This is a genomic window from Serratia sp. K-E0102 (assembly GCF_029962625.1).
In the GTDB taxonomy this organism is placed as follows: domain Bacteria; phylum Pseudomonadota; class Gammaproteobacteria; order Enterobacterales; family Enterobacteriaceae; genus Serratia; species Serratia sarumanii.
This window is the reverse complement of record NZ_CP124754.1, coordinates 499788-514876: the sequence shown is the minus strand read 5'-3', so window position 1 is coordinate 514876 and position 15089 is coordinate 499788. Positions and strand designations below refer to the sequence as shown.

Annotated in this window: 12 protein-coding genes; 4 read left to right on the top strand and 8 right to left on the bottom strand. The window is 65.4% G+C overall.

From position 1 onward, the window contains the following. Positions 1-120 precede the first annotated feature (120 nt). The 4 genes from SSARUM2_RS02325 to SSARUM2_RS02310 all read left to right on the top strand — a co-directional run bounded on the left by SSARUM2_RS02325 (position 121) and on the right by SSARUM2_RS02310 (position 4186). Complete coding sequence (locus SSARUM2_RS02325; protein ID WP_060452806.1) at positions 121-2301, top strand: carbon starvation CstA family protein; 2181 nt, start codon at positions 121-123, stop codon at positions 2299-2301. A 218-nt stretch (positions 2302-2519) separates the two neighbouring features. Continuing rightward, the gene (locus SSARUM2_RS02320; protein ID WP_004953088.1) at positions 2520-2723 is read left to right on the top strand and encodes a YbdD/YjiX family protein; all 204 of its coding nucleotides are present in this window, start codon (positions 2520-2522) and stop codon (positions 2721-2723) included. A 21-nt stretch (positions 2724-2744) separates the two neighbouring features. Further along, a complete protein-coding gene (gene yjiA / locus SSARUM2_RS02315) occupies positions 2745-3707 on the top strand; it encodes a GTPase (protein WP_060452807.1) in 963 nt (320 codons plus the stop codon). A 56-nt stretch (positions 3708-3763) separates the two neighbouring features. Then, on the top strand, positions 3764-4186 hold the full coding sequence (locus tag SSARUM2_RS02310; protein ID WP_060452808.1) for a hypothetical protein: 423 nt from the start codon (positions 3764-3766) through the stop codon (positions 4184-4186). Positions 4187-4343: 157 nt separating this feature from the next. On the opposite strand, the gene SSARUM2_RS02305 is transcribed toward SSARUM2_RS02310, so the two are convergent. The 8 genes from SSARUM2_RS02305 to SSARUM2_RS02270 form a co-directional block, all read right to left on the bottom strand. Continuing rightward, positions 4344-5570: a RhtX/FptX family siderophore transporter gene (locus SSARUM2_RS02305; RefSeq protein ID WP_041037719.1), complete on the bottom strand. Its 1227-nt coding sequence runs from the start codon at positions 5568-5570 to the stop codon at positions 4344-4346. Positions 5571-5573: 3 nt separating this feature from the next. Then, entirely contained in the window at positions 5574-6995 is a 1422-nt protein-coding gene (locus SSARUM2_RS02300; RefSeq protein WP_060439136.1) for a PepSY-associated TM helix domain-containing protein, read from the bottom strand. After that, entirely contained in the window at positions 6992-7240 is a 249-nt protein-coding gene (locus tag SSARUM2_RS02295) for a hypothetical protein (RefSeq protein WP_033652804.1), read from the bottom strand. Before SSARUM2_RS02295 ends, SSARUM2_RS02300 begins: the two co-directional genes overlap by 4 nt. Then, positions 7240-9378, bottom strand: coding sequence for a TonB-dependent siderophore receptor (locus SSARUM2_RS02290; protein ID WP_185744075.1), 2139 nt, complete (start codon positions 9376-9378; stop codon positions 7240-7242). The genes SSARUM2_RS02295 and SSARUM2_RS02290 overlap by 1 nt, the downstream gene beginning before the upstream one ends. A gap of 87 nt (positions 9379-9465) precedes the next feature. Beyond that, complete coding sequence (locus SSARUM2_RS02285; protein WP_049195544.1) at positions 9466-11103, bottom strand: ABC transporter ATP-binding protein; 1638 nt, start codon at positions 11101-11103, stop codon at positions 9466-9468. After that, positions 11093-12769: an ABC transporter ATP-binding protein gene (locus tag SSARUM2_RS02280; protein WP_060422629.1), complete on the bottom strand. Its 1677-nt coding sequence runs from the start codon at positions 12767-12769 to the stop codon at positions 11093-11095. Before SSARUM2_RS02280 ends, SSARUM2_RS02285 begins: the two co-directional genes overlap by 11 nt. A 100-nt stretch (positions 12770-12869) precedes the next feature. Then, on the bottom strand, positions 12870-13748 hold the full coding sequence (locus SSARUM2_RS02275; protein ID WP_033652802.1) for an AraC family transcriptional regulator: 879 nt from the start codon (positions 13746-13748) through the stop codon (positions 12870-12872). Positions 13749-13859: 111 nt separating this feature from the next. Continuing rightward, positions 13860-14882, bottom strand: a complete 1023-nt coding sequence (locus SSARUM2_RS02270) for a LacI family DNA-binding transcriptional regulator (protein WP_122302052.1) — start codon at positions 14880-14882, stop codon at positions 13860-13862. Positions 14883-15089: the final 207 nt, after the last annotated feature.

Here is a 15089-nt window from a genome sequence, read left to right as displayed (position 1 = left end):
GAGCTGTTCCTAAACCCGCCTTACCTCGGGAAAGACGCTACGGCTCACCGCGCCACTCTGACATCTCTTACAAGCGGATGAGTTCATTCATATTTTGCAGACTGGAATTAAGGATACCTCATGAAACGAGAGGGGATTTTAAAGCACATTCCGTGGATGCTGCTGGGGATACTCGGCGCAGCCTGCCTCGGCGTGGTGGCGCTGCGCCGCGGCGAACACATCAGCGCGCTGTGGATCGTCGTCGCTTCGGTGGCGGTGTATCTGGTGGCCTACCGCTACTACAGCCTGTACATCGCCACCAAAGTGATGAAGCTGGACGCCGGCCGCGCCACCCCGGCGGTGGTCAACAACGACGGCCTGAACTACGTGCCGACCAACAAGAACGTGCTGTTCGGCCACCACTTCGCCGCCATCGCCGGCGCCGGGCCGCTGGTGGGGCCGGTGCTGGCCGCGCAGGTCGGCTACCTGCCCGGCACGCTGTGGCTGCTGGGCGGCGTGGTGCTGGCGGGGGCGGTGCAGGACTTTATGGTGCTGTTCATCTCCTCGCGCCGCAACGGCGCCTCGCTCGGTGAGATCATCAAAAAAGAGATGGGGCCGATACCGGGCACCATCGCGCTGTTCGGCTGCTTCCTGATCATGATCATCATCCTGGCGGTGCTGGCGCTGATCGTGGTGAAAGCGCTGGCGGAAAGCCCGTGGGGCGTGTTCACCGTCTGCTCTACCGTGCCGATCGCGCTGTTTATGGGCATCTACATGCGCTACCTGCGCCCCGGCCGCGTGGGTGAAGTGTCAGTCATCGGCATCGTGCTGCTGGTGGCCGCCATCTGGTTCGGCGGCGTGGTGGCGCACGACCCGTACTGGGGCCCGGCGCTGACCTTTAAAGACACCACCATCACCTTCACGCTGATCGGCTACGCGTTCATCTCCGCCCTGCTGCCGGTATGGCTGATCCTGGCGCCGCGCGACTACCTGGCCACCTTCCTGAAAATCGGCGTGATCGTCGGGCTGGCGATCGGCATCGTGATCCTCAACCCTGAGCTGAAAATGCCGGCGGTTACCCAGTTCGTCGACGGCACCGGCCCGGTGTGGAAAGGTACCCTGTTCCCGTTCCTGTTCATCACCATCGCCTGCGGCGCGGTCTCCGGCTTCCATGCGCTGATCGCCTCCGGCACCACGCCGAAGCTGTTGGCCAATGAGACCGACGCGCGCTTTATCGGCTACGGCGCGATGCTGATGGAGTCCTTCGTCGCCATCATGGCACTGGTGGCGGCGTCCATCATCGAGCCGGGCCTGTACTTCGCCATGAACACCCCGCCGGCGGCGCTGGGCATCACCATGCCGGATCTGCACCGCTTAGGCACCGAAGACGCGCCGATGATCATGGCTTCGCTGAAGGACGTCACCGTGCATGCGGCGGCGGCGGTCAGCTCCTGGGGCTTCGTCATCAGCCCGGAACAGATCCTGCAGACTGCCACCGACATCGGCGAACCTTCGGTGCTGAACCGCGCCGGCGGCGCGCCAACGCTGGCGGTGGGCATCGCCCACGTGTTCCACCAGATCATTCCGGGCGCCAACATGGGCTTCTGGTACCACTTCGGCATTCTGTTCGAGGCGCTGTTCATCCTGACCGCGCTGGACGCCGGCACCCGCTCCGGCCGCTTTATGCTGCAGGATCTGCTGGGCAACTTCGTGCCGTTCCTGAAGAAAACCGACTCGCTGGTGGCCGGCATCGTCGGCACCGCCGGCTGCGTCGGGCTGTGGGGCTACCTGCTGTATCAGGGCGTGGTGGATCCGCTCGGCGGCGTGAAGAGCCTGTGGCCGCTGTTCGGCATCTCCAACCAGATGCTGGCTGCCGTGGCGCTGGTGCTGGGCACCGTGGTGCTGATTAAGATGAAGCGCACCCAATACATCTGGGTGACCGTGCTGCCGGCGGTGTGGCTGCTGATCTGCACCACCTACGCGCTGGGGCTGAAGCTGTTCAGCGACAACCCGCAGTTGGAAGGCTTCTTCTTCCTGGCCGGCGAGTACAAGCGCAAGATCGCCGAAGGCGGCGCCGAGCTGAGCGCCCAGCAGATCGCCAACATGAACCACATCGTGGTGAACAACTACACCAACGCCGGGCTGAGCATTCTGTTCCTGCTGGTGGTGTACAGCATCATCTTCTATGGGGTGAAAACCGCGATGGCGGCGCACAAGAACCCGAAACGCACCGACCAGGAAACGCCTTACGTGCCGGTGCCGCAGGCCGCGCCCGCCGACGGCGTAACTGAGGGGGAGGTCAAAGTTTCGACCCAGCATTGATGTGATTTAACGGATACCCTGCATAATAAACGTTAAGTAGTACCCAAAGCCGCACGGCCTGTGCATCGCAAGATGCCAGGCGTGCGGCGCGATGCAATCGAGATACCCGGGGCGACCCGGAGGTGGGGCATCCCTGCGGGAACCCCATCCCCCGGCTTCCCCTAATATCAGGCTTAAGCAAGCGCTGTAGTGATGCAGGGTAAAGTTGGAGAAGGCTTATGTTCGGAAATCTCGGCCAGGCGGGGAAATATCTCGGGCAGGCGGCGCGCATGTTGGTGGGCGTGCCTGACTACGATACCTACGTCCAGCACATGAAAGACAACCACCCGGACAAGCCGGTGATGACCTATAAAGAATTTTTCCGCGAGCGCCAGCAAGCGCGCTACGGCGGCGACGGCAAAGGCGGCATGCGCTGCTGTTAACCCGCAGTCACAAGGACCCGTATGAAACCCATCGCAGTCACCATCCTGACCGGCTTTTTGGGCGCCGGCAAAACCACCCTGCTGCGCCACATCCTGAACGCCGAACACGGCTATAAAATCGCGGTCATCGAGAACGAGTTCGGCGAAGTGCCGATCGACGACGCGCTGATCGGCGATCGCGCCAGCCGCATCACCACGTTGAGCAACGGCTGCATCTGCTGCAGCAAGTCCAACGAACTGGCGGATGCGCTGCTGGATCTGCTGGACGGCGTCGACAGCGGCCAGCTGGCGTTCGACCGGCTGATCATCGAATGCACCGGCATGGCCGATCCCGGCCCGATTACCCAGACCTTTTTCTCGCACGAGATCCTGTGCGAGCGCTTCCTGCTGGACGGCATCATCACCCTGGTGGACGCGGTACACGCCGAGCAGCAGCTGAGCCAGTTCAGCATCGCTCAGGCGCAGGTGGGCTACGCCGACCGCATCCTGCTGACCAAAACCGACGTGGCGCCGGACTGCGAAGCGCTGATCCAGCGGCTGCAGCGGATGAACGCCCGCGCGCCGGTCTACAAGGTGACGCACGGCGATATCGATCTGAGCGTGCTGTTCGACATCGAAGGCTTTACGCTGAACGACAAGCTCAACCTGACGCCGCCCGCCCCGCTGTTCCGCCGCATCCCGCAGCCGCAGAGCGACATCCGCTCAATTGTGGTGACGCTGGAGCGCCCGCTGCCGCTGATGCAAATCTCCGACGTGATGGAAGGCCTGCTGCTGGAATACGCCGACAACCTGCTGCGCTACAAAGGCATTCTGTCTATCGAAGACGAGCCGCGCCGCCTGCTGTTCCAGGGCGTGCAGCGGCTGTATAACGCCGACTGGGATCGGGAGTGGCTGCCTGGTGAGGAACGTCGGAGCACTTTGGTATTTATTGGTGTGGATCTGCCGGAGGAGGAGATTCGTGGAAGGATTGGGGGGTTGGGGTAAGATAAACCATTCCCCAGACCAACGCGGCCCCTATCCGACAAACTCAAGGATGAACGATGGCAAACAACGTGATGCTAGTAGCATTAAAGGCGCTTAACCTGTGCGCGAGCACTTATATCGTCATCAAACTGAGCACGGTACTAGCCATCGGCATCATGTTCCTTATTGTCTCTTACGCCGGCGTGGGGGACGTTGGGCTGTCCAATCTCCTCGCCGGGGCGCTCATCATCCTGCCGCTGTTGGTCGTCGTCGGCGGAACACTTATCGTCTGCGCCGTCGCCGCCTATCTCAACCTTAAGGCGCCCTATCGTAAAAAAGCGCTGTTCTTTAGCCTGCTGCTGGGCAGCATCTCTGCGGCTGGCCTGCTGTTGCCCTACACGCGCGAGTTCGCGCTATCCACGGCAGCCGCCAGCGCCCTGGCGTTGGGCAGCGCGCTGGGGATTTTTGCTTTGTCGAAGAGACGGGTTCAAGCGTTGTAGCACCTGAAAAAGGCGGGTACGCGATTATGTCTTTCCCCAATACGGCCCCGCAGCCACCGACTCGCGCTCGATCAGGCTGGCCGGGAAGCTGGGGCGCTTGCTCAGCTCGCCGCAGTTAAACATCGATAGCTGGTTTAACCGGCCCCAACTATCTCCTCTACTCTTCTTGCCGCCGCACCGCCGCAGGGTGCCGGTTGCTGGCCAGATTGATGCCCAGCAGCAGCACGGCCAAAGCGGCCGCCAACGCGAAGGAAAAACGGTAGCCCAGGCTGGCGGTCATCCCCACCATCAGCATATTGCTGACCATTTCCCCGATATCGCGCGAGCTTTGCACCATGGTCATGTCTGTGCCCGCCTGATCGCCCTGCGCAGCGAACTGCATGCCGGCAGTCATGATAGCGACCGAGGTCACTCCGGAAGCCAGCGCGCCTCCCATCACCGCGGCGATCACGCCGCCGGATTGCAGACCCCAGTTGGCCATCGCCAGCCAGCACAGCGAGGCGCAAAGCGCACAACCCAGGCCAACCGCGAACGCCTTCCACACCCCGAGCCGGCTCACCAGCCAGGCGCCGCCACCGCACCCGAGCACCAGCGTCACCATGCCGCCGGCCATGCCGATCTGGCCGACCTGCGCCGGCGTCCAACCGTGATCGGTTAAAAACAGCTTGGCCAACCCGAAGCCGGATACCGCGGTCACCGCCGACAGCAGCGTGAGCGTCAGCAACCGCGCCGCGCCGCGACGGCGCAGCGTGCGCAGCAGGCTGGCCGGACGCGAATCGGCGCGTTCGGGCGGCAGATCGGCGTGTTGTCGGAAGCGGCCAATCGCCAGCAGGCTGACGGCAGGGAAGATCGCCATCGCCAGCAGCGCACCCTGCACGCCTACCCGGGCACTCAGCATCATCATGCCCGCCCCGCCGACGAAGAAGCCGCTCATCACCCCGGCGATTTGAATGGCATTGACGCGCGACAGCAACTCACCGCTGACGTGTTCCGCCGCCATGCCATCAGTGGCGATATCCTGCGTAGCGCTGGCCAGCGACGCGACGGCCAGCAGCGCGACGCACAGCCCTGCCGCCGCCGCGGAAATGCCGACCGCGCTGAGCAGGATCAGGCACAGCGTCACCACGCACTGCAGCGGAATAATCCAACTGCGGCGGCGTCCGAAGCGTGGCGACCAGTGATTATCCACCAGCGGCGCCCAAAGAAACTTCACCACCCAGGGCAACCCCACCAGCGGCAAAAACGCCAGCGCCTGCAGGCTGGCGCCGTCATGGCGCAGCAGGGTCGGCAACGCATCCATGGCGATGCCGATCGGGATGCCCTGACTAAAATAGAGCAGCCCCAGGGTCAGCACCAGATGCCGATGTTGCAATAGTTGTCGCATGTTTTACTCCAATTGGCGCGGCCAGGCACCGCGCGATTGCCATAACAAGGAGCCGGCGGCGAACAGAGCCGCGCTGACTAACAGTAAAGCGCTGTCCAGCCAGTACAGGCCGGGGCCGGCGCTGAGCATATGGCCGAGCGCCGCCACCAGCAGCGCCGTACCGCTGGCCATTCCGCTGAGGAACAATAACCACCCCGGCCAAACTCGCCACGCCAACAGCGCCACCGCGCCCCACATTCCCCAAAACAGCCAGGCGGCAGGGAACGCCGCCAGCGGCCGGGCGGCCAACAGCAGACTTCCCGCCACCGTCAGACCACAGCAGACGCCGGTGATAAAGCGCGCGGCACGGCGCTGCGGCTGCCGTAGGCACCACAATCCCAGCCCGCTCAGCGCCAGCGTCGCCGCGCCGAACCCGGCCAAAAAATGCAGCGCGCTCACCGCCGCCGCCGCCCGCGGCAACCAGGCGTATTGGCCATAGTGCAGCGGCTGAACGGCGATGAACGCGCGCGTCCATGGCCCCTGATGAGCGGCGCTGCGCCGCATCAGCGCCGGCTGCTCGCCGCTGCCGAAACGAAATTGCTCGAACAGCGCGCTGCTGGGAATACCGCGAGTGACGCCGCCCACCGCCAGCAATGCACCATCCGGCGCGCGCTGCAGGGTTTGCGGCGTAAATTCCGGTGCCTGGCGCCGCAGCGCCGCCATCGTCTGCGCAAGAGTACGCCCGGCGTCAGGCAAGGGCGGTGCAGGTTGCGCACCACCCATCAGCTGCGCCATCACCCGCTGCGGCGCACCGGGGCTGACGCGGTCGGCCAGCAGCACAGTACCGAGCGCGCCGAGGCCGGATAACGCGCCGGTCAAAGCGAACATCACCAGCCACGGATAGCACCAAAGCCCCAACAGATTGTGCAGATCGAACAGCAGCACCCGCAGCCCCTGACGCCGCCGCAGCTGCAACAGCTGGCGCAGCCGTCGACCATGCAGCGCAATCCCGCTGATCAGCAGCAAAGCGAACGCGATGCCGAACAAACTGAGAAACACCCGACCGGGAAAGCCGAGAAACAGGTTCTTGTGCAGCGTCACCAACAGCGTGGTCGGCGCCGTCAGGCTGACCAGCCGCCCGCTGACGGCGCTCAACGCGAGGGCGCAGTCGTCCGGGGCGCGGCAAAAGCGAATCACCGGATAACGCGCGCTCGGCAGCATGACGTAAGGCGCCGCGCCGTCTTCACCGTAGGCTTTCGCGTCGTCCAGCAGCTGCGTCAACGGCCGTTGCTCGCCGCTCATCGTCACGCCGTTCCACCACAGCGTGAAGCTGTCGCCGGCCAGGCTCCAGCAGCCGGTGAACAGGACCACGAACAGCGCGCAGCCGAACAACGCGCCGCAGCCCCGATGCAGCGCCGCCAAAGCCCGTCGCGCGACGGCGTTCATCGCCACGCCTCCAGCAGCGCCAACGGCAGCGGCCACCACAACCAGGCGCGCAGCAGCGTGCGACGCCAGTCCGGCGCCAGCAGGCTATACGTCAGCAACGCGATGCCGCCGAACAACGCCAGAAACAGCGCGCCGTAAAGCCGATCGAGCGGGTCGGCCGAGGGATAGCCGCGCGCCAACAGCAGCGCCAGGGTAACGCCCCCCATGGCGCTGCCGAGGCACGCCGCCCATACGCGCATATTCATCAAAACTCGGCCTTGACGGTGAACATCAGGTTGCGCGGTTCACCGTAACGGTTGTTCCACTGCGGCGAGAAAAGCCCGGCGTAGTAGCGGCGATCGAACAGATTGTTGACGTTGAGCGCCGCCGACCAGGTCTCGTCGATGCGATACCCCAGCCGTGCGTTGACCAGCGCATAGCCGCCCTGGCGCAGCGTCGTCGCGCCATTGGCGCTGCTGAACGCGCTCTGCGCCTGGATGCCGCCGCCGATGCTCCACTTGCGCTGATCCCACGGCAGGTCGTAATCGCTCCACAGCCGCAGCATATGACGCGGCGTCAGGCTGTTGTAGGCGCGCCCCTGGTTGCCGGCGTCGCGGGTGTAGCGCGTGTCGGTATAGGTGTAGCCGAGCGTGACGTCCCACCATGGCGTGAGGTATCCGCGCCCTTCCAGCTCGAAGCCTTCACTGCGAGCCTTGCCGCCGCTGATATACCAGGTATCGAAACCGCCGCCCGGGTGATCGGGATCCACCTGCGGGTTGTTCTCCAGATCGATGCGGAACGCCGCGGCCGAGAGGTTGAGCGCGCCATTCATCAGCGACGCCTTCACCCCGCTTTCCAGCGTGCGGCCCTCCACCGGCTTAAGCATCTGCCCGCTCCAGGTTTTGCCGCTCTGCGGCTGAAACACCGTGGCGTAGCTGGCATACCACGACCAGTCTTTGGCGAAATCCCAGATCAGGCCGCCGTAGGGGGTCAGACGCGCGTTCTCTTCCAAAGTGTCGCTGGGCGAACGCAGTTGCCACCAGCTTTCGCGCGCGCCGGCCACCAGCGTCAGCGGCTCCGCCAGTTTAATGCGGCCCATGCCGTACACCCCGCGCTGAACGGTTTTGGTCGACCCCGGCGAGCTGTAAGCGCCGATCGCTGGCTTCGGCACGCCGTGCGGATCCCAGCGGTAGACGTTCACCGGCACCTGAAACACAGAATCAAACCGTGCGGTGAACTGTTCTTCTTCGGCATGGGTGTAGCTGGCGCCGACGACCAGCTCGTGCCGCAACCCCCAGGCGTCGATCTTGCCGTTCAGGCTGGCGTCCAGCCCCAGCTGCTGATTGCGAAAACGATAGGCGCCGCCCATCAGCGCCGCGCCGTCGCCGGTGGCCGGATCGACGTTGCCCCAGGCGCCGGCATACAGCAGGCGAGACTTGGCGTGCAGATAGTCGCCGCTCAGCTTGGCCTGCCAGTCGTCGTTCAGCCGATGCTCCACCGCGGCGAACAGCCGCGTGGTGTCCCATTTGAAGCGATCCCAGTCCACGTCCAGATAGGTGCTGCGCGGCAGGTGCAGATCGCTGCCGTCTTTCCCCATCGGCACCCCGGCCATATTGGTGACGGAATCGATGGTTTGGTACTGCGCGCCGACACGCAGCAGGGTATCCGGCGTCAGATCGGCGTCGACGGTGGCATACAGCAAACGGGTTTTCTGATCCGAGACGCGATAGAAATAATCGCGATCTTCCCATGCCATCACCGCACGGCCGCGCACGCTGCCCGACGCGTTCAGCGGGCCGCCCACGTCCGCTTCGCCGCGATACTGATTCCAGCTCCCGGCGCTGGTGGTAAACTGCGCGCGGTTTTGCGCCAGTCCGTGCTTGCGCACCATGTTGACCGTGGCCGCCGGGTTGCCGAGCCCGTGCAGCAGGCCGTTGGAGCCGCGCAGGATCTCCACCCGCTCATACACCGCCATGTCCTGCGGCGAGCTGGCGGTATTGCCCAGCAGCGTCGGCACGCCGTCCAGTTCGAACGAATCGATCTTGAAGCCGCGCGCATACCACGCGGTGGTCAGCAACACGAAGGGGGCGCTGGTGACGCCGGTGGCGCGCGTCATCACCGCATCCAGCGATGTGAGATTCTGCTGCTCCATCTGCTGGCGATCGATCACGCTGACCGACTGGGCCACTTCACGCGGTTTCAGCGGGATTTTCCCCAGCGTGGTGACGCCGGGAGCCACATAGTCATCCCGCGCCGCCGCGCCGGCGGTCACGGTGAGGGTATCTTCTTTTACGTCCGTTTTGGCCGGCGCATCCTGCGCCAGCGCCCCGGTGCCGCACAGCGCGCACAGCAACGCGCCGCGGCGCATCGCGGCCGCCACTGGTGAGAGGTGAATGAGTCGCATGTTTTTCCCTGGTTGTTATTGTTAAATGATAATCGTTATCAATCTAACAAAACGGCCGCCGCGACTTTTTCGATTGCCGGAGTTTCTCTATCGATCGCCGGTCATTTTCGCCTGGCAGAAACGGGCGAACCAGCCCCCCGCCTCGCGCAGCGCATCCGGGCTGCCCGCCGCCGTCAGCCGCCCGCCTTCCAGCACCCACACTCGATCCGCCCGACAGGCCAACGCGGGATCGTGGGTGACGACGACCCGCGTGCCGGGCCAGCCGGCCAGCAGGGCCGCCACGCGCTCGGCGTTGCGCAGATCCAGACTGGCGCCCGGTTCGTCCAACAACAATCGTGGCGCCCCCTGCAGCAGCGTGCGCGCCAGGCACAGCCGTTGCTTCTGCCCGCCGGAGAAACGATCGCCGTCGCTGCCGACCTCTTCTTCCAGCACGTCGGGCGGCAGATCCAGCGCCGCCAACAGCGCCAGCAGACGCTCATCGCCGATATCCGTTCGCCCCTGGGTCAGATTCCAGCGCACGCTGCCGCGCAGCAGGCGATTGTCTTGCCACATCACGCCGCGACCGCCCGCCAATTGCCGCGCCGACAGCGCGCGCACGTCACGGCCGCCGTAGAACACCCGCCCCGCCGTCGGATCCTGCGTGCGCGCCATCAGGCTCAGCAGGCTGCTTTTGCCGGCGCCCGAAGGGCCGACGATCGCCAACATCTCTCCGGCGGCGCAGGCTCCGCCTATTTCCCGCAGCCGCCAGCCGCCGTGCGCCGCCGCCAGGCTCAGCGCCTCAAGCGCGATGCCGTCGTCCTGCGGCGCGGCGCCGTCCCGTTCCGGCAGCGGCAACGCGGGCGACGCCAGCGCCTGCCGCAGTTGCGCCCACGCGCTCTTCAACTGACGCAGCGCCTGATCGAGGTGAGAAAGCTGAAGCAACGGCTCCAACAAGCGGGCCAGGACAATCATCAGCGCCAGCCATTGGGCGACGTTCAGGCGCTGCGCCAGCACCTCATGGGCACCGAACCACAATGCCGCCAACAGCGTCAGCTGCAGCCCGGCGCTGAACAACAGGTGATATGGCAAGCTTTGGCGCAGCAGCGCGGCGTGCGCCCGATGATGGTCATCCAACCGTTGCGTCAACGCCTCGGCGGCGGCCGCCTGCCCGTAGCCGAAGCGCAGCAATGCCTGATGACGGGCAAACTGCATCAGCGCCCCTTCAATACTCTGATTGGCCTCCCCAAGCTCTCGCTCTCGCCGGTGCAGCCGGGCCGCCGAACCGCGCAACACCAGCATCAACAGCACGCAGGCCGCCAGCAGCATCAGCGCCACTCCCGGGCTCAGGCAGGCCAGCCCGGCGATCAGCGCCAGCGGCGTGACGACCGCGCCAACCAACGGCGCCAGCAGGTGCGCGGGTGCCGACATCGTCTGACCGATGGCCCCGGCCAACAGACCCGGTGCCTGCTCCTGCGGCGACAGCGCGCGCGGCAGACGGCGGAACAGCGCCCGCAGCAACGCGCTCATCACCGCGCCGCCGGCGAAGAAACCGCGGGAGGCCGCCGCATACTGCACCGCCAGCAAGAGAGGCGTAGCCAGCGCCAGCAGCCCTAGCCAATGGCCGGGATTTTGCTGCCAGTTCGCCACCGCTGCCGCCAGCAGCAAGGCGCAGACGCCATCCAACGCGGCGGCCAGCGCCATCAGCAACAGCGCCGGGGCCAACGCTTTCACCAACTCAAACTTCATCGTCCGCCTCCTGGCGCTCGGCCAACGCCGCCAACAATGCCGGATGATCCGCCATCTCGGCGGGCGTGCCGACCGCCAGCAACCGCCCCTCCGCCAGCACCGCCACCCGATCGGCGCGGCGGCACAGTTCCGCGTCGTGCGTTGCCACCAGCCGGGTGGCGGGCAGCTGCGCCAGCGCCGTCAGAATGCGTTCGCGATTTTGCTGATCCTGCGCCGAAGTCGGTTCGTCGGCCAACAGCAGCGGCCGCCGCGCCAGCAACGCCCGGGCGATGGCGAGACGCTGCGCCTCCCCGCCGGAAAGCGAAGGCGTATCGTCCAACCTATCCTGCAAACGCGCCGCCAGCCCCAGCGCGGCCAGCACGCGCCGCAGCTGCGCATCGTCGGCCCCGTCGACGAACAGCGTCAGGTTGTCGCGCAGCGACATCGCCGGCGGCGTATTCTCCTGCGGCACCACGGCCACCATCTGATTGAATGCCTGCGCCGAGAACGCGTCGGCGAGCACGCCGTCGAGCGATACCGTTCCGCTATCCGGCTCGCTATAACGGGCGATCAACCGCAGCAGCGTGCTTTTACCGCTGCCCGACGCCCCGACAATCGCCAGCCATTCCCCCGGTTCGACGGCCAGATTGACGCCCTGCAGCAACCAGCGTTCGTCCTGCCGGCAACCGAGATCGCTCAGCTGCAGCGCCGCCCCCTGCGGCGCCGAAGCGATCGTCGAGCGCCCTCCCCAGCGTATTTCGGGATGCGCCAGCAGCGCCCGAATGCGGCCGGCGGCCAGCGTCGCCGCGCGCAATGCATCGCCGCCGTGCCCCATCGCCATCACCGGTTGCGCCACGCTGCGCAACAGCAACACGAACAGCGCCAGCTCCGCCAGCGTGAGATTGGGCGCCAGCCAGCGGGCGCCGAGCAACAGCCAACCGGCCGACAGCGCGGCGCTGAGCAGTAATTGGGTCACGGCGCCGAGCGCGCCGATACGCCGCAGCCAACGGTGAAAGGCGGCGAGAAAGCCCCGCAGGCTCTGCCGCGCACGCGCTTCGATGCCCGCACCGGGAAACTGGCGCGCCAACAGCGGATGCGCCGCCAGCTGCCGATAATCGTCGTTCAACTGCCGAAACGCCCGATCGCGTTGTTCAAACGCCGGCCGCAGTCGCGGCGAACGGATGACGCGAAACAGCAGCGCGGCCGCCAGCAAAGGTATCAGCGCGAACAGCAGCAGCGGCCACTGCACCGCCGCCAGCAGCGCCAGCGCGCAGCCGGGTACCACGGCCAGCTGCACCAACTCCGCCGGCGCATGGGCCACCAGCTGATGCAGCGCCTGAATGTCCTGCGACAGCGCCCGGGCGGCGCCGCTCTCGCCCTGCCGCACAAACCAGTTCAGCGGCAGACGCACCAGCTTGGCGGCCAATTGGCTGCGCAGCCGATGACACAAACGCGCGTCGAGCAGATGAGTGAGGTGCAGCGCCAGCGTTTGGGCGAACAGCCACAGCGCAAGGCCACCGGCGGCGACGCCAAGCCAGAAGGAATAGGCCGCCGGATCGGCGTCCACCAGCCGGGCTATCGCCAGCCAGGGAAACAGCGAACTGACGCCGGCCAGCGCCTGCAGCGCCAGCGCGGAATACAGCATGATGCGGAAAGGACGCGTCAGCGCCCGCAGGTCACTCAGCATGAGATCCTCCACAGCAAAGGCGCTTACTGTAGCCAAAAGCGGCGGACGTCCTCATCCGTAAAGGCTTTCGCCGGCGAGACTTTTTCTTTCGATTGCGTGGCTAACGCTTTTTGACGTCGCAGGGCATGACGCCGAAACGCTTGCGGAAGGCGACGGAGAAGTGCGCCGGCGTATAACCCACCTGCCAGGCGACGGTGGAAACGTGCAGATCCTGCTCGCTCAGCAAGCGCCAAGCGGTTTGCAGCCGGTGCTCCTGCAGCAGGCCGAATACGCTGGCGCCAAACAGCTGGCGGAACCCTTGCGTGAGTTTGCGGGTGTTCAACCCGGCGCGCTGAGCCAGTTGATCCAGGCTCGGCGGCTGCTCCATCTCCGCCAACAGGATTTCGCGCGCCAGCTGCAGGCGCGCCACATCGCGCGCGGCTAGGTGCACGCCAACAGACGGCGCGGCAGCGCTGCGGTTCCAGCATTGATGCAGGCAATGCGCCGCCAGCTCGTTGGCCCTGGCGCTGAACCACAGCCCGCGCTGCGACTCGTGCAGCGGGCAGGCGAACAGTTGCCGGGCCTGGCCGATCAGCGCTGTCGGCGCCGCCAGCGGCACCAACTGCGCATGCCGCCGCCCATCGAGGCCGGGCGGCAGGCGGACATCGTTCTGCTCCAGCCAGGCGGCTGAGAACTGCAGCAGGGTATAATCGAGCGGTTCGCCGGCCTGGAACAGGTTGTTCAACACGAAGTCGTCCCGCCCGGCGGCCAGCAACAGCGAAGGGCCGTTCAGCTCCACCTGCGGCCCCGTTCCGCTTTCACAGCGCAGACGCCCGCGGCGGATCACCACGATCTTCAGCCCCGCGCGGTGGGGTTCATCCAGCTCGATGTCGACATCGGCGGCCAACACGCCGCGCCGCGCACGCAGCATGTCCGACAGCGCATAGTCCTGCGCTTGCTGATGATATTCCTGCAGTAACCGCTGGGGGGACGTAGACATGTTCGCCCTGCCTGTGAATGATGACGCCGACCGTCGGCGAGGTTTTTGATAGTGATTCTCATTAGCAATATAAGGCCGGCCGTCGGGTTTGTCTATTGAGGCGCGGATGGATCAGTTACCACCCCAATACGGCCCCGCCGCCACCGACTCGCGCTCGATCAGGCTGGCCGGGAAGCTGGGGCGCTTGCTCAGCTCGCCGCCGTCCAGCATCGACAGCAGGCGGTTGATGGTCTCCTGGATCATCTCGGTGACCGGCATCTTCATGCTCGACAGCGACGGCACGGTATAGGGCGCCAGCGGGATGTCGTCGAAGCCGATGACCGATACCGCCTCCGGCACCGCCACGCCACGCTCTGCCAGCCGCTTCATCGCGCCGATGGCCATCTCGTCGTTGCCGGCGACGATGGCGCTGAACGGCTGCCCGCCGGCCAGCAGCGCATCGACCGCCGCCACGCCGCTTTGCGCGTGCCATTTCCCCTCGACGATCAACGCCTCGTTAACCGCGATGCCCTGCTGCGCTAGCGCGGATTTGTAGCCGGAAAGCCGCTCCAGCCCGGTGGGGGAATCGAGCGAGCCGGTGATAAAGGCGATGTCGCGATGCCCGCGCGCGATCAGGTGCGCCACCGCCGCCGCGCCGGCGGCGTGCTGATCGCTGAAGATGCAGTAGCTGTCGTTCAGCCGCAGCCGCCGGTTGATCACCAGAATCGGCTGGCGGTGCTGGGAGACGATCTCGTCCATTTCCGCGATCGACAGAAAACGCGGATAGATGATCACCCCGTCGCATCGCAGATCCAGCAAAAACTGAATGGCGGCCCGCTCCTCTTCGGCGGTGTGCTTGCCGTCCGCCAGGATCAGCTGGCGGCCGTTCGCCTCCATGATGCGCGCCGACTGCGCCATCAGTTCGCTGAAGTAGTTGCCGCTGTAGAGGGTATTGGTGACCACCAGGCCGAGGGTTTGAGTGGTGTTGGTCGCCAGGCTGCGCGCCAGCAGGTTGGGCCGATAGCCGGTTTCCGCGATGGCTTTATCCACCAACGCGCGTTTCTCCTCGCTGACATAGCCGCTGCCGGACAACACGCGCGACACCGTCGCCTTTGAAACGCCGGCCTTTTTCGCCACCTCGAGTATCGTTGCCATCTGTGCGCCGCCAAAATCCATGGGTTCAGCGCAGTCTACCCAAGACGCCCGGCGTTTGGAACGCTTTCACGCCCCTGAGCGTCGGTGCGCACTCACCTCTGACGATCCAGATCACGAAAACGAAACGCCAAAAATCATAGTTCTTGCCAACAACAAAACACCAATACATGATTTTGTGAAACCGGTTTCTTATGGGCGTTTCATACA

Bases quoted from the DNA above. Each gene is read 5' to 3' on its own strand.
- SSARUM2_RS02310 (WP_060452808.1), top strand. From the start codon at position 3,764: ATGGCAAACAACGTGATGCTAGTAGCATTAAAGGCGCTTAACCTGTGC.
- SSARUM2_RS02305 (WP_041037719.1), bottom strand. From the start codon at position 5,570: ATGCGACAACTATTGCAACATCGGCATCTGGTGCTGACCCTGGGGCTG.
- SSARUM2_RS02270 (WP_122302052.1), bottom strand. From the start codon at position 14,882: ATGGCAACGATACTCGAGGTGGCGAAAAAGGCCGGCGTTTCAAAGGCG.
- SSARUM2_RS02295 (WP_033652804.1), bottom strand. From the start codon at position 7,240: ATGAATATGCGCGTATGGGCGGCGTGCCTCGGCAGCGCCATGGGGGGC.
- SSARUM2_RS02290 (WP_185744075.1), bottom strand. From the start codon at position 9,378: ATGCGACTCATTCACCTCTCACCAGTGGCGGCCGCGATGCGCCGCGGC.
- SSARUM2_RS02325 (WP_060452806.1), top strand. From the start codon at position 121: ATGAAACGAGAGGGGATTTTAAAGCACATTCCGTGGATGCTGCTGGGG.
- yjiA (WP_060452807.1), top strand. From the start codon at position 2,745: ATGAAACCCATCGCAGTCACCATCCTGACCGGCTTTTTGGGCGCCGGC.
- SSARUM2_RS02285 (WP_049195544.1), bottom strand. From the start codon at position 11,103: ATGAAGTTTGAGTTGGTGAAAGCGTTGGCCCCGGCGCTGTTGCTGATG.
- SSARUM2_RS02320 (WP_004953088.1), top strand. From the start codon at position 2,520: ATGTTCGGAAATCTCGGCCAGGCGGGGAAATATCTCGGGCAGGCGGCG.
- SSARUM2_RS02280 (WP_060422629.1), bottom strand. From the start codon at position 12,769: ATGCTGAGTGACCTGCGGGCGCTGACGCGTCCTTTCCGCATCATGCTG.
- SSARUM2_RS02300 (WP_060439136.1), bottom strand. From the start codon at position 6,995: ATGAACGCCGTCGCGCGACGGGCTTTGGCGGCGCTGCATCGGGGCTGC.
- SSARUM2_RS02275 (WP_033652802.1), bottom strand. From the start codon at position 13,748: ATGTCTACGTCCCCCCAGCGGTTACTGCAGGAATATCATCAGCAAGCG.